Origin of the sequence: Pseudomonas sp. Xaverov 259 (genome assembly GCF_019352915.1) — a bacterium.
In the GTDB taxonomy this organism is placed as follows: Bacteria; Pseudomonadota; Gammaproteobacteria; order Pseudomonadales; family Pseudomonadaceae; genus Aquipseudomonas.
This window is the reverse complement of record NZ_JAAAFV010000031.1, coordinates 523,584-540,673: the sequence shown is the minus strand read 5'-3', so window position 1 is coordinate 540,673 and position 17,090 is coordinate 523,584. Positions and strand designations below refer to the sequence as shown.

General features: G+C 60.2%; 18 protein-coding genes and 1 pseudogene. 9 read left to right on the top strand and 10 right to left on the bottom strand.

Annotated features, from left to right (window positions below):
- Positions 1-42: 42 nt before the first annotated feature.
- A complete protein-coding gene (locus K0H48_RS12865; RefSeq protein WP_219267750.1) occupies positions 43-2,241 on the bottom strand; it encodes an OsmC domain/YcaO domain-containing protein in 2,199 nt (732 codons plus the stop codon).
- A gap of 131 nt (positions 2,242-2,372) precedes the next feature.
- Positions 2,373-3,029, bottom strand: coding sequence for an O-methyltransferase (locus K0H48_RS12860; protein ID WP_219267749.1), 657 nt, complete (start codon positions 3,027-3,029; stop codon positions 2,373-2,375).
- Between the two features lie 111 nt (positions 3,030-3,140).
- Here K0H48_RS12860 and K0H48_RS12855 point away from each other — a divergent pair, with 111 nt between their 5' ends.
- The 3 genes from K0H48_RS12855 (at position 3,141) to K0H48_RS12845 (ending at position 6,150) form a co-directional block, all read left to right on the top strand.
- Entirely contained in the window at positions 3,141-3,773 is a 633-nt protein-coding gene (locus tag K0H48_RS12855) for a TetR family transcriptional regulator (RefSeq protein WP_219267748.1), read from the top strand.
- Between the two features lie 283 nt (positions 3,774-4,056).
- Positions 4,057-5,346 carry an FAD-binding oxidoreductase gene (locus K0H48_RS12850; RefSeq protein ID WP_219267747.1) on the top strand — a complete coding sequence of 430 codons (1,290 nt, stop codon included), beginning with the start codon at positions 4,057-4,059 and terminating at the stop codon, positions 5,344-5,346.
- Positions 5,347-5,589: 243 nt separating this feature from the next.
- On the top strand, positions 5,590-6,150 hold the full coding sequence (locus K0H48_RS12845; RefSeq protein WP_219267746.1) for a cysteine hydrolase family protein: 561 nt from the start codon (positions 5,590-5,592) through the stop codon (positions 6,148-6,150).
- Between the two features lie 16 nt (positions 6,151-6,166).
- Here the strand turns inward: K0H48_RS12845 and K0H48_RS12840 are convergent.
- The 3 genes and pseudogenes from K0H48_RS12840 to K0H48_RS12830 all read right to left on the bottom strand — a co-directional run.
- Positions 6,167-6,313 (bottom strand): annotated as a pseudogene (locus K0H48_RS12840) (NUDIX domain-containing protein); the annotation flags it as partial.
- Positions 6,306-6,737 (bottom strand): VOC family protein, encoded by a 432-nt coding sequence (locus tag K0H48_RS12835; RefSeq protein ID WP_219267745.1) that lies wholly within the window; start codon positions 6,735-6,737, stop codon positions 6,306-6,308. The pseudogene K0H48_RS12840 and the gene K0H48_RS12835, both read right to left, overlap by 8 nt.
- Positions 6,734-7,180 (bottom strand): HIT family protein, encoded by a 447-nt coding sequence (locus K0H48_RS12830; RefSeq protein WP_219267744.1) that lies wholly within the window; start codon positions 7,178-7,180, stop codon positions 6,734-6,736. Before K0H48_RS12830 ends, K0H48_RS12835 begins: the two co-directional genes overlap by 4 nt.
- A gap of 85 nt (positions 7,181-7,265) precedes the next feature.
- Here K0H48_RS12830 and K0H48_RS12825 point away from each other — a divergent pair, with 85 nt between their 5' ends.
- Positions 7,266-7,910, top strand: a complete 645-nt coding sequence (locus K0H48_RS12825; RefSeq protein WP_219267743.1) for an aspartate/glutamate racemase family protein — start codon at positions 7,266-7,268, stop codon at positions 7,908-7,910.
- Positions 7,911-7,914: 4 nt separating this feature from the next.
- Here K0H48_RS12825 and K0H48_RS12820 read toward each other — a convergent pair whose 3' ends face one another.
- Entirely contained in the window at positions 7,915-8,706 is a 792-nt protein-coding gene (locus K0H48_RS12820) for a helix-turn-helix domain-containing protein (RefSeq protein ID WP_219267742.1), read from the bottom strand.
- Positions 8,707-8,915: 209 nt separating this feature from the next.
- On the opposite strand from K0H48_RS12820, the gene K0H48_RS12815 reads away from it, so the two are divergent.
- Positions 8,916-9,848, top strand: a complete 933-nt coding sequence (locus K0H48_RS12815; RefSeq protein WP_219267741.1) for a DMT family transporter — start codon at positions 8,916-8,918, stop codon at positions 9,846-9,848.
- A 46-nt stretch (positions 9,849-9,894) separates the two neighbouring features.
- Here K0H48_RS12815 and K0H48_RS30755 read toward each other — a convergent pair whose 3' ends face one another.
- Positions 9,895-10,164, bottom strand: a complete 270-nt coding sequence (locus tag K0H48_RS30755) for a hypothetical protein (RefSeq protein WP_257626972.1) — start codon at positions 10,162-10,164, stop codon at positions 9,895-9,897.
- On the opposite strand from K0H48_RS30755, the gene K0H48_RS12810 reads away from it, so the two are divergent.
- Positions 10,048-11,907 carry a methyl-accepting chemotaxis protein gene (locus tag K0H48_RS12810; protein WP_257626959.1) on the top strand — a complete coding sequence of 620 codons (1,860 nt, stop codon included), beginning with the start codon at positions 10,048-10,050 and terminating at the stop codon, positions 11,905-11,907. The genes K0H48_RS30755 and K0H48_RS12810 overlap by 117 nt on opposite strands.
- Here K0H48_RS12810 and K0H48_RS12805 read toward each other — a convergent pair.
- The 3 genes from K0H48_RS12805 to K0H48_RS12795 all read right to left on the bottom strand — a co-directional run bounded on the left by K0H48_RS12805 (position 11,904) and on the right by K0H48_RS12795 (position 14,495).
- Complete coding sequence (locus K0H48_RS12805) at positions 11,904-12,704, bottom strand: alpha/beta fold hydrolase (RefSeq protein ID WP_219267739.1); 801 nt, start codon at positions 12,702-12,704, stop codon at positions 11,904-11,906. The genes K0H48_RS12810 and K0H48_RS12805 overlap by 4 nt on opposite strands.
- A gap of 79 nt (positions 12,705-12,783) precedes the next feature.
- Positions 12,784-13,686, bottom strand: coding sequence for a LysR family transcriptional regulator (locus tag K0H48_RS12800; RefSeq protein ID WP_219267738.1), 903 nt, complete (start codon positions 13,684-13,686; stop codon positions 12,784-12,786).
- Between the two features lie 44 nt (positions 13,687-13,730).
- A complete protein-coding gene (locus K0H48_RS12795) occupies positions 13,731-14,495 on the bottom strand; it encodes a nucleotidyltransferase domain-containing protein (RefSeq protein WP_219267737.1) in 765 nt (254 codons plus the stop codon).
- 200 nt (positions 14,496-14,695) lie between these two features.
- Here K0H48_RS12795 and K0H48_RS12790 point away from each other — a divergent pair, with 200 nt between their 5' ends.
- The 3 genes from K0H48_RS12790 to K0H48_RS12780 all read left to right on the top strand — a co-directional run bounded on the left by K0H48_RS12790 (position 14,696) and on the right by K0H48_RS12780 (position 17,048).
- Complete coding sequence (locus tag K0H48_RS12790; protein ID WP_219267736.1) at positions 14,696-15,208, top strand: GNAT family N-acetyltransferase; 513 nt, start codon at positions 14,696-14,698, stop codon at positions 15,206-15,208.
- Between the two features lie 125 nt (positions 15,209-15,333).
- Positions 15,334-15,759 carry a DUF2231 domain-containing protein gene (locus K0H48_RS12785; RefSeq protein ID WP_200433199.1) on the top strand — a complete coding sequence of 142 codons (426 nt, stop codon included), beginning with the start codon at positions 15,334-15,336 and terminating at the stop codon, positions 15,757-15,759.
- Entirely contained in the window at positions 15,756-17,048 is a 1,293-nt protein-coding gene (locus K0H48_RS12780) for a sorbosone dehydrogenase family protein (RefSeq protein ID WP_219267735.1), read from the top strand. The genes K0H48_RS12785 and K0H48_RS12780 overlap by 4 nt, the downstream gene beginning before the upstream one ends.
- Positions 17,049-17,090 lie beyond the last annotated feature (42 nt).

Sequence of the window (17,090 nt, the reverse complement as noted above, 5' to 3'; positions counted from 1 at the left end):
GCATTCCCACGCGGAGCGTGGGAACGATCAGTCAACGATCAGTCAGGCCGAGGTGACGTTGGCCCGTGCCGAGTGCAGCTTCTTGTAGCTCTCGATCAAGCGCAAATGCCGATCCAGCCCTTCGAGCTTCATGCTGGTCGGCGTCAGGCCATAAAACCGCACACTGCCGCCCACCGAACCAATCACCGCATCCATCCGCTCGTTACCGAACATCCGGCGGAAGTTGGCCTCGTAATCGGCAAGCTCCAGGTCGTCGTCCAGCTGCATCTCCAACACCGCATTCACCGCCTGGTAGAACAGGCCGCGTTCAGCGGTGTTGTCGTTGTATTGCAGGAACATCTCCACGCACTCCTTGGCCTCCTCATATTGCTGCAAGGCCAGGAAGATCAGCAGCTTCAACTCCAGGATGGTCAACTGGCCCCAGGCCGTGTTGTCGTCGAACTCAATGCCGATCAAGGTGGTGATGTCGGTGTAATCGTCCAGCTCGCTTTCGATCAAACGCTCGACCAACGCTTGCAGCGCCTCCTCGTCAAGGCTGTGCAGGTTGAGGATATCGGCGCGGAAAAACAGTGCCTTGTTGGTGTTGTCCCAGATCAGGTCGTCCACTGGGTAGATTTCCGAGTAGTCCGGCACCAGGATCCGGCAAGCCGTGGCGCCTAGATGTTCGTACACCGCCATGTAGGACTCTTTGCCCATGCCTTCGAGAATACCGAACAGGGTAGCGGCTTCTTCGGCGTTGGAGTTTTCACCTTCGCCCGAGAAATCCCACTCGACAAATTCATAGTCCGACTGCGCACTGAAGAAACGCCACGACACCACGCCGCTTGAGTCGATAAAGTGCTCGACAAAGTTGTTCGGCTCGGTCACCGCCTGGCCTTCAAAGGTCGGCTGCGGCAGGTCATTCAGGCCCTCAAAACTGCGGCCCTGGAGCAGTTCGGTGAGGCTGCGCTCCAGCGCCACTTCCAGACTCGGGTGCGCGCCGAACGAGGCGAATACGCCGCCGGTACGCGGGTTCATCAGGGTGACGCACATCACCGGGAACTCGCCGCCCAGGGACGCGTCCTTGACCAGCACCGGGAAGCCCTGGGCCTCCAGGCCTTCGATACCCGCGACAATGCCGGGGTATTTGGCCAACACTTCTGCGGGCACATCCGGCAAGGCGAACTCGCCTTCGATGATTTCGCGCTTCACCGCACGCTCGAAAATCTCCGACAGGCACTGCACCTGGGCTTCAGCCAAGGTATTGCCCGCGCTCATGCCATTGCTGAGGTAAAGGTTTTCGATCAGGTTGGACGGGAAATACACCACTTCGCCGTCGGACTGGCGCACGAACGGCAACGAAACAATCCCGCGCTCTTCATTGCCCGAGTTGGTATCAAACAGGTGCGAGCCACGCAGCTCGCCCTCACGGTTGTAGATCTTCAGGCAGTAGGCATCGAGGATTTCACTCGGCAGTTCATCCTTGGGCCCAGGCTGGAACCAGCGCTCATCCGGGTAGTGCACGAACGCCGCGTTGGCCAGTTCCTCACCCCAAAACTGGTCGTTGTAGAAAAAGTTGCAGTTGAGCCGCTCGATAAACTCGCCCAACGCCGACGCCAGTGCGCCTTCCTTGGTCGCGCCCTTGCCGTTGGTGAAACACATCGGCGAGTGTGCGTCGCGGATATGCAGCGACCACACGTTGGGCACGATATTGCGCCACGAGGCGATCTCAATCTTCATGCCCAGGCCGGCGAGAATGCCGGACATGTTGGCAATGGTCTGCTCCAGCGGCAGGTCCTTGCCGGCGATGTAGGTGCCCGCCTCGGAGGTGGAATGTGGCATCAACAATGCCTGGGCATCCGCGTCGAGGTTTTCGACTTCTTCGATGACAAATTCCGGCCCGGCCTGCACGACTTTCTTCACCGTGCAGCGGTCGATGGAACGCAGGATGCCTTGGCGATCCTTGTCGGAAATGTCCGCCGGCAACTCGACCTGGATCTTGAAGATCTGGTTGTAGCGGTTTTCCGGATCAACGATGTTGTTCTGCGACAGGCGAATATTCTCGGTTGGAATATTGCGTGTTGCGCAGTACAGCTTCACAAAGTACGCCGCGCACAACGCCGACGAAGCCAGGAAGTAATCGAACGGCCCCGGGGCCGAACCGTCGCCTTTGTAGCGAATCGGCTGGTCGGCAATCACCGTGAAGTCATCGAACTTGGCTTCAAGCCGAAGGTTGTCGAGAAAGTTGACCTTAATTTCCATGCGGGCACACCAGAATAACGAGCTAAACAAATTGGCCGCCATTATGAAGATTTTCGCCGGGAAGTCTCAGGGTTTTGCGAATCGGCTGCCGATCGGTGCTAACGGCCGGCCACCGCTCGTTGAACCAATCCTCAGCCGAGGCGAATCGACAGTTCGATGTCATCGGCAAACGGCACCGACAGATAGCCGTTTGCAGGCGCGCGCACATGCGCCAGGTATTCAGGGCAGTAGTTGGTATTATCGGCCACCACCAAAGCGCCCGGCCGCAGGTGCTTCTCCACCAGGTTCAACACATCGCCATACAGTGACTTGGCGCCATCGAGCAGCAGCAGGTCGACCGATTGCGGAAGGTTTGCAGCCAGTGAAACGAGCGCATCACCTTCACGCACTTCGATCAGGTCGCTGACGCCGCCTTGGATGAAATGCTCGCGCGCCAGGGCGATCTTCGACGGTTCGAATTCGCTGCCGATCAACACGCCGCCGCCGTTGTCGCGCAGTGCGGCAGCCAGGAACAGGGTGGACAAGCCAAACGAGGTGCCGAACTCGACAATCGCTTTTGCGTGGCTGCTGCGGGCCAGCATGTAGAGCAGGTTGCCGGTGTCACGCGAGACCGGCAGCCACAAGTCCTTGAGCATCGTGTAAAGCTCCAGGTATTCGGTTTTGCTGTGCATCAGGCGGTTGCGCTCTTGCGGCGACACAGTGTCGATGAGCGGGCTGGTGGCTGCATCGGCTTGGGTGTAAAGGCGTTCGATCAAGGCGGCGAGAGGCTCGGTGGTCAGGGTGGTCATGATTGATTTCCGTTGGATGGGGATTAAGATGCGACTAATTCGTCGCATTAAAAGTATGCAAGTGATTCCTCGCCTTCGCTATTCGCGTTCGCCCAGCGCCCGGAGCCCGAAATGACCACCCGCCAGACCGCGCGTATTGCCTCGCGCAAACAGCCACAGCAGGCACGCTCCACCGAACTGGTGGCGGCGATTCTCGAAGCCGCTATTCAGGTTTTGGCCAAGGAAGGCGCCACACGCTTCACCACCGCGCGGGTCGCGGAAAAAGCCGGGGTGAGTGTCGGTTCGGTGTATCAATATTTCCCCAACAAGGCCGCGATCCTGTTTCGGCTGCAAAGTGATGAATGGCAGCAGACCACCCAAATGCTGCGCGACATCCTCGAAAAAACCGCAGTCGCGCCCCTGACCCGCCTGCGTACCTTGGTGCATGCATTTATCCATTCCGAGTGCGAGGAGGCTCTGATGCGCAGCGCGCTCCACGACGCAGCGCCGCTGTACCGCGACGCGCCGGAAGCGGAACACGTGCGCGCGGCCGGCCGGCAAGCGTTTGAGGCATTCATGCACGAGTTACTGCCCGAGGTGCCCGACGCAACCCGCGCACTCGCGTGCGACCTGATCCGCAGCACGCTGGGTTGCGTGGGCAAGGACTTCTCCATGAGCCCGCGCACCACCGCCGAGATTGAGCTGTATGCCGATGGCATGGCCGCTATGTTCAGCGCTTATGTGAATACACTCAATCGGCCCTGATTGTTTAACAAAGCCATAACTGAAGGTTCACAAACGGCGATTGAATGCACCCACGCACGATGGGAGCATCGGCGACCATGATTTCGCGCCTGCGTTTGATCCGTCGTGCCCTGCTCCCCTCCTTCGCGAAGGTACAGGCGCGTTCCTGCGAAAACCCGTTGTTGAATCACATCCTGGCCTTCTGGGCGCTGTGGCATTGCCGCCATGCACGCCCACCTGATGCACCCTTCTGATCCACGTCGAATACGCCTTGCCGGCATTCATTTATCAGAAGGATCACCCCATGACCGCAGCTTTGCGCAGCCCCTCGTATTACACCGCCAGCCTCAACGACGCCACCCAGTACCCGACCTTGCAAGGCCAGGTCAGCGTGGACGTGGTGATCATCGGCGGCGGTTTCACCGGCGTTGCCAGCGCCGTGGAGCTCGCTGAACGCGGGCTCAAGGTGGCGATTGTCGATACCCATCGAATCGGCTGGGGCGCCAGCGGGCGCAATGGCGGGCAAGTCACCGGCAGCCTGTCGGGCGACGAGGCCATGCGCGAACAGATGCGCAAACGCCTGGGCGATGAGGTGGATGATTTCATCTGGCACTTGCGCTGGCGTGGGCACGCAATCATCGAGCAACGCGTAGAAAAATATGCGATTGACTGCGACCTCAAGCACGGCCATCTGCATGCCGCGATGAAACCCTCGCACATGACCGAACTGCGCGCCTTTCACGACGAAGCACAACGGCGCGGCATGGGCGATCAGGTCAGCCTGCTCGATCAGGCCGGTGTGCGTCAGCACCTGGACAGCGCGCTGTATCTGGGCGCCCTGAAAAATACCCGTAACCTGCACCTGCACCCGCTGAACCTGTGCCTGGGCGAAGCGCGCGCCGCACACAGCCTGGGCGCGCTGATTTTCGAGAATTCCGAAGTGCTGGAAATCGTACATGGCGAACGCCCGGCGGTGATCACCGCCCAAGGCCGCATCGATGCGCACCAGGTGCTGCTGGCCGGCGATGTGTACCACAAGCTCGAACCCAAACAGCTCAAGGGCAAGATCTTCCCGGCCATGGGCGGCATTGTCACCACCGCGCCCCTGGGCGAACTGGCGCACCAGATCAACCCGCAGGACCTGGCGGTGTACGACTGCCGTTTTGTACTCGACTACTACCGGCTGACCGGCGATGGTCGGCTGTTGTTTGGTGGCGGCGCCAACTATTCCGGGCTCGACTCACGCGACATCGCCGCAGAACTGCGGCCCTGTATCGAACGCACGTTCCCGGCGCTCAGAGGCGTGGATATCGAGTTCCAGTGGAGCTGCGCCATGGGCATCGTGATGAATCGCATCCCGCAATTGGGCAAGCTCTCGGACAACGTCTGGTACTGCCAGGGCTACTCCGGGCATGGCATCGCCACCAGCCACATCATGGGCGAAATCATGGCCGAAGCGCTGACCGGCACGCTGTCGAAATTTGACACTTTTGCCGGGTGCAAACACATCAAGGTGCCGCTCGGCGATGTGTTCGGCAACCCGATGCTGGCGGCCGGGATGTGGTACTACCAGATGCTAGAAAAGCTGCGCTGACCGGTGGTCTATGCACAGGATCAAGATTCATCGAGTGTAAAATGATCTTAATGTGGGAGCGGGCTTGCTCGCGAAGGCTGCGTGTCAGTCGATACATCAATTGACTGGTCCACCGCTTTCGCGAGCAAGCCCGCTCCCACCTTGGATCGATGTACCTCGTGAAATGGGCTTCGAACAACAGCCCTGTTTTAGTACGCCCAATCGCTGCTATCTTTCGCCTCTGACCAAGCCAAGGAATCTGCCATGGAGCCGCTAGCCACAAACGCTGCATTGTTGATTATCGACATGCAGCAAGGCATGAATGACCCCAAGCTGGGGCGACGCAACAACCCCGATGCCGAGGTGCAGATACAGCACCTGCTGCGTGCATGGAGACAATCCAATCGCCCTGTGGTGCACGTAAGGCATATGTCCCGCAGCGAAGGCTCGGTGTTTTGGCCGGGCCAACCGGGCTGTGAGTTCCAGCCGGCATTGGCACCGCTCAAGGATGAGCATGTGGTGGAAAAAAACGTCCCGGACGCGTTCGCCGCCACCGGCCTGGAGCGCTGGCTACATGGGCGTGGGATCCGGCAATGGGTGATCGTTGGGGTGATCACCAATAACTCTGTCGAGTCCACGGCGCGCTCCGGCGGCAACCTGGGTTTTGAGGTGACCGTGGCGGCGGATGCCTGCTACACCTTTGATCAAGCTGATTTGTCGGGCCGACTCTGGCCTGCCGAGGATGTGCATGCACTGTCGCTGAGCAACCTGGCGATGGATTACGCCAGGGTCACAGGCACTGCCAATATCCTGGCCATGCTTTAAAAAACGTCTGCCTGCTAAAGGTTTCCCCGGCTTCAACACCACCGCCGGGCGTCGCCCAGTAGTTCCTGCCGGCCAGTGCGCCGTCCTTGTGGACGAAGCGGAACAGCAGCACTGTTCGCGCCGGGCTGACCACCAACAGGCGTGCGGCTTTGCGCTCACGCATTGGCCCGCGCCCTTTCGCCAAGCCGCTCTACCAGTCTCACCAGATAACCATCGGGGTCCTGTACCAGAAACTCGCGCTGCCCGACCTCGACTTCGCCCGCCCGGTACCACACGTCTTTACTGGCCTTGAACACGGGATACGCTGCCCTCTCCAGCCGTTGAATAACCGGGAGCACCGCCGCGACATCTATCTGCAGGTTCATGCCGCGTCCAAATGGCCGTTCCAATGCCCCCGTGAGCCATTGATTGGCGAGTGGGTCGACTTGCTCAAGCATCACCTGAGCGCCGTCCAGGTCGAGATACGCAAAGCCGTCTTCCAGGCGCTGATAAGCCACCTTGAACCCCAGGCAACCTACCCAGAAATCAAGGCTCTGGTTCAGATCGGTCACCATCAATTCCGGGACCAGATTATTTCTGTGCATCATCCAACTTCCATTGCGGATTTGAGTAAGTGCGCGATTGTGTTGCGCAACTCACCGTGCTGCTCTTCAGCGTAAGGTGGCGCGTCCTTCCAGTCGTAGAACCACACCGGCATCGTGCGTTTGTCGTCCGGTTCCGAGGCATAACGCGGGAAAATATGGCAGTGCAACTCTGGCTCCGAGTTGCCCAGTATCTCGTAGTTCATGCGCACGGCACCCGTAGCCGCCAGCACTGCATCGCCAAGGCGCGCCATGTCGAGCAGGTAGGTTGCGCGGGCCTCGGCGTCCAGATCATTGAGACTGGCAACCACCGGGTCGGGCAGCAACAAGCAGTAACCCGGCAGAAACTGCACATCGCCCATGACCGCCCAGCCTGAGGCCATGCGGCAAATAACCTTATCGTTGGCATCGTTGCGGGCCAGCGCTACGCGTTCCGTGATCAGTGCCATGCATTGTCCTTAATGAGAAAATACCGATGGCATCTTAACTGTGATAACACTGCGGGGCTCAACACTTTCAACCTGGCGGCCCCCTATGCGAATCACCTGCCTTCATACCGCAGCCAGCAACATTGCAGTCTTCGACGCAGCTGCACAAGCGCTGGGGATCGCACCCGCCGCTCTGCAACATGAGGTGCGCGCCGACCTTCTGGCCGCAGCGGAAGAAATGGGTGGTCTCACACCTGAAATTGCGGCCTCAACCGCCAACGCATTGCTTTCACTCGCTCAACACGCTGACGTCGTGCTGCTCACCTGCTCGACGTTAGGGCCATCGGTTGATGAAATTGACGAGCGCATCCCGTCATGCATTCTCAGGACGGACCAAGCCCTCGCCCTCACAGCCGTTCAAGCAGGCGGCAAGGTCGTGGTGTTATGCGCCGTCGAAACCACCCTCGCGCCCACCTCGAGCCTATTCCACCGCGCAGCGTTACACTCGGACGCAACCGTTGACGTGCAGCTGGTTCCAGGCGCTTGGGTGCTGTTCAAGGCGGGCGATATGGGTGGCTACCTGTCGACCGTCGCCACGGCGGCCGATCAGGCCTATGTCGATGGCGCATGCGTGGTTGCGCTGGCCCAGGCCTCCATGGGCGGGGCCGCTGCTCTGGTAACCGCAGGGCCAGCGCCGCTGACCAGCGCGACCGCCGGCCTGAAGGCCGCCCTGAAGGCAATGACGGGATAATGCCTCAGCTCAACCGTTTCCTGCGGTACTCATCCGGAGTTTCGCCCGTGAGCTTGCGGAACATGCTGATGAACGCCGAAGAACTGCTGTAGCCCAGATCAAACGCGACCGCCTCGACGGAAGTCCCGGCGCGAAGCTGCAGCAACGAAGTGGTCACTTTCAAACGCTGCTTCCATTGCGCCAACGACATGCCCAAATCCCGCTGGCAGCGCCGCAACAGTGTGCGCTCAGTGGCATTGACCAACCGCGCCCAATCGGCCAAAGAGCGCGCATCGGCGGGATTTTGCTCCAGCGCACCGAGGATCGGCGCCAGCACCGGGTCACTGGAGCCCGGCAGGTAACTGCCCACACGCGAAGTACGGTTCAAGCGGTCCAGCAACACCATGAGCAAGCGGCTTTCTTCGGCTGTTTGCACCGGCCCTGGTGGTGACGCATGCAGTTCTTCAAGCAGTTCGCGAATCAGCGGCGTGATAGTCAGCGCGCACGCTTCACTCGGCAAGCGGTCGCACAAGGCCTTGGCGATATAGAGCGAACAATGGCAGGCCTCCTGATGATTCAGCGCGTTGTGTTCCACATTCGGCGGTAGCCACACACCATATTGCGGCGGTGCGATGAAGTGCGCGCCGTCCAGCTTGAGTTCCATGACACCACTGAAGGAGTACACGAACTCGCCCCACGGGTGGCGGTGTGTCGGGTACGCCGCCGACGCGGGCATGCGCGCTGCGCGAAAGTAGATCGGCGAGGGCAACTCGTCGGTGAATGGCGCGAGGATCAGATGCTCGGCGGGCGTGATCATGGGAGAGGCTGCGCAGTGATCGAGGGATGACGCATTATGCGCGATAGCGTGCGCTTTCCTCAGTAACGCCGTACAGAAATGCGGGCGGGCCGATGGCCAGGGCTACCGCTACCGATTGACGCTTCATCGCTATCGCTTGGCGGTTCGGCGCTATATCCAAGCATTGCGACACCACCAGACTCACGTCATTGAGTCAGAGGAGTGGTGTCGTGGAAAGTCGTCAGCCGATTGATAAGCAAGCAGCCATCATTATGGTCGTAGTGTGCGCCGTCTGGGGTCTGCAACAGGTCGCGATCAAAATGGCCGCAGCGGATGTCGCGCCGGTGCTGCAAATTGCCCTGCGCTCGGGGATTGCGGCCGTGATGGTAGGGCTGCTGTTGACGCTGCGTCGTTATCGCCTCAAGTGCCGTCTGGAGACCTGGCGTGGTGGCGTGGTGGTCGGGTTGTTATTTGCGCTTGAGTACATCGCCGTGTCGATCGGGCTGAGCTACACCTCTGCGGCGCATATGGTGATTTTCCTCTACACCGCGCCAGTGTTTGCCGCGATTGGCTTGCACTTTCGGTTCCCGGCAGAACGCCTGAGTGGTGTGCAATGGGCGGGTATCGTCACGGCGTTCGCAGGTATTGCCGTGGCGTTTTATGCACCGGGCGCGCCGGGTGAAACGTGGCTGACGCCTCAGCGTATCGGCGATGCACTCGGCGTCGTCGGCGCTATCGCCTGGGGCGCGACCACCTTGAGTATCCGCTGTTCAAGGTTGGCAGATGCACCCGCGCCGCTGACCTTGTTTTACCAACTGGCCGGTGCCTGCCTGATTCTGGCGTTGATCGCCGGTGCTACCGGGCAAACCCGTTTACATCTCTCCGGTATCGCCGTTGTCAGCCTGGCGTTTCAGACCGTGGTGTTTTCTTTCTTGAGCTTGCTGGTGTGGTTCTGGCTGCTGGGCCGTTACCTCGGTTCGCGCCTGGGCGTGTTGTCCTTCCTGACGCCGTTGTTTGGCGTGGGGTTTGGCGTGGGGTTGTTAAACGAACCTCTGGACGCGTCTTTTGTACTCGGCTCGCTGCTGGTGTTGGCCGGTATCGTGATCGTCAGCGGGCATGACCTGCTGCGCACCAACAGGTCGCAGGCGCGCTGTTCGGCGTGAAAAAAATTACCGGACAAAATCAATTATTGTTGTACACAAAATACCGCTAAAGCTTTATAACCATCGGGCCGAAACAGACACTGATAGCAAATCGCCTTCTCGCCCGATGGTCGTCCCGATGAAAATAAAAAACAAGCTCGTGCTCGCGTTCGTCTCTGTCGCTTTTATCCCGGTCAGCCTGGTCGCCGTTATCTCCGTCTTGAATACACGGACCCAGGCCGTTGACCAGTTCATTGATGGCAGCACCCGTGAGATACGCCAGATCGATGGCAATATCCGGCAATTCTTCGATGGCACGTTGCAGAACGTCGATCAAATGTCCGCAGATCCTGTATACACTTCCGTGAACACGCTGAAGGATTATCTACCCGCCAACGCCGCGAGTCAGCCAATGCCTGCTCAGGCGCAGCAGGTAATCGAGCAGTTTGCTCGGTTCGGTGCAACCCACCCTTCCGCGGCGATTCTGTCCATCGGCCTCGAAGACGGCACCTACGCCAAATGGCCCGATGACCCACAGCTGGCCAAGTACGACCCGCGCACTCGCCCCTGGTACAAGGCCGCCATGGCCAGCCCCAACAAGACCGTGCGCACACCGGCTTACTACTACGACAAGGATGATGTGGCGCTGGTGGGCACCGCACGCGCATTGCTGGATAGCAGCGGCAAGGCCAAGGGTGTGTTCGTGGTCAGCGTGTCGCTGAAGAACCTCACCGAACTGCTCAAGAGCATCAAGCTGGGTGAAAGCGGCTACGTGATGTTGATCGAGGACGGCGTAGTGCTGGTCGACCCGCGCAATGCCGCGCATAACTTCAAGCCGCTCAAGGACCTCGGCGCGCCGTATGCGCACCTGGCCGAGACGCCACAGGGCTCAACCGAGGTGGTGATCGACGGCGTGCGCTACATGGCCAACGTGTGGACCTCGCCGGGCCTGGGCTGGCGGTATGTGGGGCTGATCGAATACAACGAAGTCATGGCGGCTGCGACGCGCATGACCTACCTGACCACAGTAATCGTGGCCGTGCTGGTGCTGATCTTCGGGCTGATCGCCGCGGCGTTTTCCAAGGTGATCGTCAAACCGATCGGCCAGGTCAGCACCGGCTTGCAGTCCATCGCCCAGGGTGAAGGCGATTTGCGTCATGAGTTGCAGGTACAGGGCAAGGATGAAACCGCCGAGCTGGCGGGTTGGTTCAATAAATTCCTCGCCGCAATCCGTCAGCTGATCCAGCATATCGGCGCAGCCTCAACCAACCTTCAGGACGCGTCACGGGTCAACAGTGAAGTGGCACACAACATGAACGAAGCCGCCGGGCGCCAGCGTGAGGCGGTCGAGTTGGTCTCTACCGCGTTTAATGAAATGGTCGCCACCGCCAACGAGGTGGCGCGTTCATGCAGCGGCGCGGCGGAGTCGGCCGAAAACGGCCATCGCCGTGTGGCCGAAGGCAAACAGCAGATCGAAGTCACCACCGATAACGTCAACCGCCTGGGCCGCCGCCTGACTGAGTCATCCCAGGCGATGGTGGAGCTGGAAGCCGGCAGCCGCAGCATCAACCAGATCCTCGGCACCATTCGCGCCATCGCCGAGCAGACCAACCTGCTGGCCCTCAACGCCGCCATCGAAGCCGCACGCGCAGGTGATCAGGGCCGTGGTTTTGCAGTGGTGGCAGACGAAGTGCGCGCGCTGGCCAAGCGCACCTCCGACTCCACCGGCGAGATCGAACAACTGCTCGGCACCCTCGGCAGCAAGACCGAAGAAGTCACCCAGAAGATGAGCAGTTGCCTGGACCTGTCCCGCGCCAGCGTGTCGTCCATCGAAAACGCGCGGGACAGTTTTGAGGGCATCCAGTTGTCGGTCAACGAGATCCGCGACCAGAACCTGCAGATTTCCGCCGCCGCCGAGGAGCAGCACAGCGTGGCCGAAGAGATCAACCGGCATATTCAGCAGATTTACGACGAGGCACGGCTGGTGGAAAGCCTGGCCAATTCTGCGCAGGATGATTCGGGGCGGTTATCGAGCTTGTCGCAGGAGTTGAATGCTTTGGTGGGGCGTTTCAAATCCTAAAACGCGCGGCTGTGGAAGTCCGCGATCTGTTGCCACATCGCGACCGGGTTGGAATACATCGGAAAGTGCCCGCACCGGGCAATGGGCGCCAGGCGCACACCGTGGGCCTGGATATGGGGCAGGTACGACAGTGAGGCGTTCTGCTCGCCATACATGAACATCTTCGGGCAGGGCAGGCCGAGAAACTTGCCCATCAGGTCGGCGTGGTCAGACAGCTCGACCATCGACTGGAAGATCCCGCGTACCGCACCGGCGCGCACTTTGTGGCGCAGGCTCGCCGCATACAGCGCACTGGCATACGCCGGTGCGTGGCGCGCGCGTTCGATGAATGCACTGAAAAACGCCTCGGGATCCTCTGCCGGGAAGTCGACGATTTGCCGGCTCAGAAAGCAGTCTTCGGGGGCGATATTGCCTTCAATGTCGGTAAAGCTCAGCACGCGATCCGGAAAGCGGTGCGCCAGCATCAGTGCGGTCAGCCCACCCATGGAGTGGCCGACCAAATGCAAGCGCTGAATATCGAAATGCTCCAGCACCTGCAAGGCCGTCTCCAGCAGCAAGGGAATACTGATTTTCGACAGATCGTCACACTGGCTTTCACCGCAACCGGGCGCGTCGTAGGCGATAAAGGCGCGCCCGTCGAACGCCGGGTGCAGGACGATATCGGCATAGTCTTCCTTGGTCGAACCAAAACCGTGCAGGAACAGGATAGGCGCGCCCTCGCCGCTACGGTGCAGGGCGGCGATGTTCAGGGCAACGCCGTCTACCGTCAGCGGTACGCAGGTGTGAACGAACGACATGGTGCAGTTTCCTTGGACAAACAGGCCGCCAATTTCAAGGGTTTGCCGCTGCGTGTAAATGACCGATAGCGGAACACATTCATACGCCAATCGTATGAGCCTGAAACTGCGCGACCAACTCCGTCACCAGCGGGTTGGGGCGCTCGCTGTTCCAGGCCACGGCAGTGGTGACCACATTGAGCTTTTGCGTGAGTGCGCGCAGCACCACATTGTCCGGCGCCAGCTTTTTCAACGACGCCGGCACCAGCGCGATGCCCTGGCCACAGCTGACAAAGGCAATTTGCGAAGCCACCGAGCGCACTTCATGCAGTATTCGCGGTGAAAACCCGTTGGCGCGGCAGGTGGCAATCAGGTTGTCGAAATACACCGGGCTGACCTTGCGTGAAAACATCACCAGCGGCTCGCTGGCCAGGCTCGACAGGCTGATGCGCGTGCGCGCCGCCAGCGCATGATCGCTGGGCAAGGCCACCATCAGGCGGTCCTCGCGCAACGGCAACGACTGGATCGCTTGGCCCAGGTCGCCGTCCAGTCGCGCAAAGGCCAGGTCGATATCGCCAGCCTCCAGCGCCGGTACGGCTTCGACACTGTCAATCTCGCGCACCGACACGGTGAGGTGCGGGTATTGCTGATTGAGCTGGTTGATCAGGCCCGGCAGCACATCAAACATCGCCGTGGAAATCGCGCCGATGGTGAGCATGCCCGACTGCCCCGCCACCGCTTCTTCTACCGCCAGCTCCAGGCGCTCCAACTGCTCGGCGAACTTGCGCACCGCCGGCAGGATCGCCGCGCCCACTGGCGTGAGCTTGGCACCGCGCCGCGAGCGCTCGAACAGCGTGACCTTGAGTGCCTGTTCCAACACCTGGATCTGCTCGCTCAAGGGCGGCTGCGACATGCCCAGGCGTTTGGCGGCGCGGCCGAAGTTCTGTTCTTCGGCGACGGCCAGGAACAGCCAGAGGTGGCGAATCAAACGGAAGTTGATCATAGGTTCGGCATATGTAAAGTGAGGTTGAACGCCAATATACCTATCTATGCCTGCTGTGAAACCATCCAGTCGATAAAGGCGCGCAATCGCGTGGTAAAAGGCTCGCCCTCGGCACTGGGGTTGCGCGCCTCAAACAGGAAGTACGCGATCTGGAGGCGCATCGTCGGCTGGTGCTGGATAAATGCTGCGACGTGCTCTTCGAGCGTGTGTGGCCAGCTTGCCGCGTTGTCGGCGCGCAAGGTGTTAGTGGCTCGAATCAGCTTGCGCGCAGCCTCGCGTTGCAGGCGAAAGCGTTCGGATGCGGTACCAGCGTGGTCAATACGGGTGAGATAGCCACTCAGTACCTGTTCAAAGTCACCATTCAAAGCCAGGGCGATTGCGCGCGAGGGCTGGAAGCGATCAAAGCGCAGCGAAAGATCCTCGCCCCACACACAACGGCAATGATGCTTGAGCCAGAAGCCCCACTTATTTGCGTTCTCGGGCGCCAATACTTCAGCGCGGTGGCCGATATCGAAGTCGATCTTGGTGACCTCCGGGTGGCGTTGCTCCAGCGCCTGGCGTAGCGTTTCCAGGTGTGCCAGTACCTGTGCATCCGGTGGTTCGAGCAGAATCAGGCTCAGGTCCAAATCCGACTCACCTGGGCTTGCTTCGCCCCTGGCGACACTGCCATACACATAAATGCTGTCCAGCCCCAACTGGGAGAGGCTGGCGCAGACATCCGCCAGCAGCGGCTCAAATTCGGGCTGGAAGGCGGCATCGTCCAGCGTCAGCACACAGCCCTGAGCATCTACACCGGTCAGGGTACTCATGGGTGATGCACTTCAAACATTGGGCTTTGGGCTTCCCTCAATGGGATCTTGCAGCCTGGAAATTGCGGGGTTGGCATGGACACGGTTCCTTTTGTCAGGCCCTGAAGCATGCCAGTTTTCAGGCCTCTGCATAATGAGAACCTATTCTGTAACAGTGAATGGGCACTCTGGTTTCGACAAATTACCTGTAAGGGATGGCTATGATTCGGGATGCAATGCCCAAGGACGCCAAGCACATCGCCCACGTGCATGTGCGCAGTTGGCAACAGGCCTATGTGGACCTGATGCCGGCGGATTTTCTAGCCTCGCTGACCACAAGCTTGCCGCAGAAAGAGGCTCACTGGGCGCGTTCAATTGAAAGCAAACAGGCTGACACTTTAGTCGCTGAAATGGAGGGCACCGTTATCGGCTGGCTGTCGCTGGGCCCTTGCCGTGATGCCGACACGCCCGAGACCACAGCCGGAGAGGTCATGGCTATCTACGTGCTGGCCGACTATTGGGGCCATGGCATCGGCGCGCAATTGTGGCAGGCGGGTTTCCAGCGTTTGGTTGACCAGGGTTATAAACGCATTTCTTTATGGGTTTTAGCCGCAAACCAAAGAGCCATACGCTTCTATACAAGCTTGGGCGGCACTGAAGAACCCGGTAGCCGTCGCACGCTGGTGCGCGGTGGCGTGACGCTGGAAGAGGTGCGCTATGTGTGGACCCGTTAAAGCCCTGGCAACCCCTGAAATAATATTTCGACACGAATTACGCTGAACTATCCGCCAGGCTCTACGCTCCTTCCCTATGCGTTGCCCCGCCCCGGGGCGTTGGATAAACAAGGAGCCGCGACCCCATGACCACCCTTCCCGCCTACCCACTCGTCAGGCCTGGCCCGCTGCATTCAACCCTGTTGGCCGGCACCGTGCCGCTGTTTCTCGGAGCCTTGCTCAGTGACATCGCCTATGGCCAGACCTATCAGATCCAATGGGCCAACTTCGCGTCCTGGCTGATCGCCGGAGCCTTGGTGTTTTGTGGCTTTGCATTGTTGTTTGCGCTGGTCAACCTGGTGCGTGCCGAGCATAAAGCCGGGCGCCCCGCCGCGTACTTCCTGCTGTTACTGATCACCTGGGTACTCGGATTGGTCAACGCGTTCCAGCATGCCAAGGACGCCTACGCCATGATGCCTGTGGGCCTGGTGCTGTCGGTGCTCGTGACCGTCCTGGCGATTATTGCCACATGGATCGGCCTGACCAACCTGCGCTCGGGAGCTGCCAAATGAACCCACTCCATACGCTGACCTTACTGAGCGCGGCCCTGTTGCTGAGCGCGTGTGGCGACGCCGGCGACAAGACCCAGGCACGCGGTCCCGACCCCAAACTGCCCGCGCAACAAAGCAGCTTGTTGCCAAGCATGAAGATTGCCGAGCCGACAGCCTGGGGCGAGCAAAAACCCACGGTGCCGCAAGGCTACAGCGTCACGGCCATCGCCACCGACCTCGCCATTCCTCGCCAGACGCTGGTGCTGCCCAATGGCGATATTCTCGTTGCCGAAGGCCGTGGCGGCAGTGCGGCCAAGCTCAAGCCCAAGGATGTAATCGCCAGCGTGATCAAGGCCCAGGGCAACACCAAGGTCAAGAGCGGTAACCGCATCACGTTGCTGCGCGATGCCGACGGTGACGGCAAATACGAACTCAAGACCGTGTTTGCCGACAACCTCAACGCGCCCTATGGGCTGGCTTTCGCCGACGGCAAGCTGTACGTGGCCAACCAGGATGCGCTGGTGCGCTTCGACTATGCCGACGGCCAAACCAAAGCCAGCGGCCCGCCCACCAAAATCACCGACCTGCCGGCGCAGATCAACCATCACTGGACCAAATCCCTGGCCATCAGCGAAGACGGGCGCCAGCTCTATGTGGGCATCGGCTCCAACAGCAACATCACCGAACGCGGCATGGAAGTGGAGATCGACCGCGCCATGGTCTGGCAGATCGATGCGGCCAGCGGCGCGCACAAGCCCTACGCCACCGGCCTGCGCAACCCGACCGCGCTGACCATTCAGCCGGGCTCGGGGCAATTGTGGACGGTGGTTAACGAACGCGATGAACTCGGCCCTGACCTGGTGCCGGACTACCTCACCTCGGTGCGCGAAGGCGCCTTTTACGGCTGGCCCTACAGCTACTGGGGCCAGAACGTCGACCCACGCGCGCAACCGCAGAACCCGATGAAAGTCGCGGCCGCGATCAAGCCGGATTACAGCCTGGGCTCCCACGTTGCAGCACTCGGCGTGGACTTCTCGATTCCGGCCATGGGTGAACAATTTGCCGACGGCGTGTTTGTCGGCGAACACGGTAGCTGGAACCGCGACAACCCGGTGGGCTACAAGGTGATCTTTGTGCCGTTCAGCAACGGCAAGCCGGCGGGCGAACCGATTGATTTCGCCACTGGCTTTCGCGGCGATGACGGCAAGACCCGTGGCCGCCCAGTGGGCGTGACGGTGGACCCGAAAGGTGCGCTGATCATTGCTGACGACCTGGCGAACACCGTTTGGCGGGTGACGCGCAATAAATAACCGCCATTTAATCTTTTCACTGTGGCGAGGGAGCTTGCTCCC

Coding starts and splice junctions, on each gene's coding strand:
- K0H48_RS12855 (WP_219267748.1), top strand. CDS start 3,141: ATGACCACCCGCCAGACCGCGCGTATTGCCTCGCGCAAACAGCCACAG.
- K0H48_RS12850 (WP_219267747.1), top strand. CDS start 4,057: ATGACCGCAGCTTTGCGCAGCCCCTCGTATTACACCGCCAGCCTCAAC.
- K0H48_RS12865 (WP_219267750.1), bottom strand. CDS start 2,241: ATGGAAATTAAGGTCAACTTTCTCGACAACCTTCGGCTTGAAGCCAAG.
- K0H48_RS12790 (WP_219267736.1), top strand. CDS start 14,696: ATGATTCGGGATGCAATGCCCAAGGACGCCAAGCACATCGCCCACGTG.
- K0H48_RS12800 (WP_219267738.1), bottom strand. CDS start 13,686: ATGATCAACTTCCGTTTGATTCGCCACCTCTGGCTGTTCCTGGCCGTC.
- K0H48_RS12845 (WP_219267746.1), top strand. CDS start 5,590: ATGGAGCCGCTAGCCACAAACGCTGCATTGTTGATTATCGACATGCAG.
- K0H48_RS12805 (WP_219267739.1), bottom strand. CDS start 12,704: ATGTCGTTCGTTCACACCTGCGTACCGCTGACGGTAGACGGCGTTGCC.
- K0H48_RS12820 (WP_219267742.1), bottom strand. CDS start 8,706: ATGATCACGCCCGCCGAGCATCTGATCCTCGCGCCATTCACCGACGAG.
- K0H48_RS12860 (WP_219267749.1), bottom strand. CDS start 3,029: ATGACCACCCTGACCACCGAGCCTCTCGCCGCCTTGATCGAACGCCTT.
- K0H48_RS12785 (WP_200433199.1), top strand. CDS start 15,334: ATGACCACCCTTCCCGCCTACCCACTCGTCAGGCCTGGCCCGCTGCAT.
- K0H48_RS12835 (WP_219267745.1), bottom strand. CDS start 6,737: ATGATGCACAGAAATAATCTGGTCCCGGAATTGATGGTGACCGATCTG.
- K0H48_RS12780 (WP_219267735.1), top strand. CDS start 15,756: ATGAACCCACTCCATACGCTGACCTTACTGAGCGCGGCCCTGTTGCTG.
- K0H48_RS12825 (WP_219267743.1), top strand. CDS start 7,266: ATGCGAATCACCTGCCTTCATACCGCAGCCAGCAACATTGCAGTCTTC.
- K0H48_RS12795 (WP_219267737.1), bottom strand. CDS start 14,495: ATGAGTACCCTGACCGGTGTAGATGCTCAGGGCTGTGTGCTGACGCTG.
- K0H48_RS12830 (WP_219267744.1), bottom strand. CDS start 7,180: ATGGCACTGATCACGGAACGCGTAGCGCTGGCCCGCAACGATGCCAAC.